Source organism: Halomonas sp. ND22Bw, from assembly GCF_003011945.1.
Lineage (GTDB): Bacteria > Pseudomonadota > Gammaproteobacteria > Pseudomonadales > Halomonadaceae > Halomonas > Halomonas halophila.
Genome location: NZ_PXWD01000087.1, coordinates 1 through 528 on the forward strand (window position 1 = coordinate 1; position 528 = coordinate 528).

Genomic DNA, 528 nt, shown 5'->3' on the forward strand with positions numbered 1-528 from the left:
CGAAGTCGACGCAAGGCCTGTCTGGCGGCGAGACCCGCCGCGCCGCGCTGGCCAAGGCTTTCGCCGAAGAACCCGACCTGCTGCTGTTGGACGAGCCGACCACCCACCTCGACATACTGGCCATCGAACTGCTGGAGAACGAGCTGATCCAGGCCCGGTTCGCCCTGCTGGTCGTCAGCCACGACCGCGCCTTCCTGAACCGCGTCACCAACACCGTCCACTGGCTGGAAGGCCGTCGGGTCCGCACCCTGAACAAGGGCTTCGTCGAGTTCGACGAATGGTCGACCAAGGTGCTGGAGGAAGAGGCCGAATCCCTTCGGCGCCTGACCAAGACCATCGAGCGCGAGACCGCCACCTTCTACTCCTCCATCACCGCCCGCCGCAGCCGCAACGAGGGCCGCGCCCGCTCGCTTCAGGCGCTGCGCGCCGAACGCGCCGAGAAGATGAAGGATGTGCCGCGCGAACTGTATCTCGGCGTCGATTCCGGCTCGACGTCGGGCAAGCTGGTCGCCGAGATCAAGCACGTCT

General features: G+C 66.5%; 1 protein-coding gene. It reads left to right on the top strand.

From position 1 onward, the window contains the following. Positions 1–528: ATP-binding cassette domain-containing protein (locus CVH10_RS17080; protein ID WP_146142966.1), on the top strand; the 528-nt coding region annotated here is incomplete at both ends.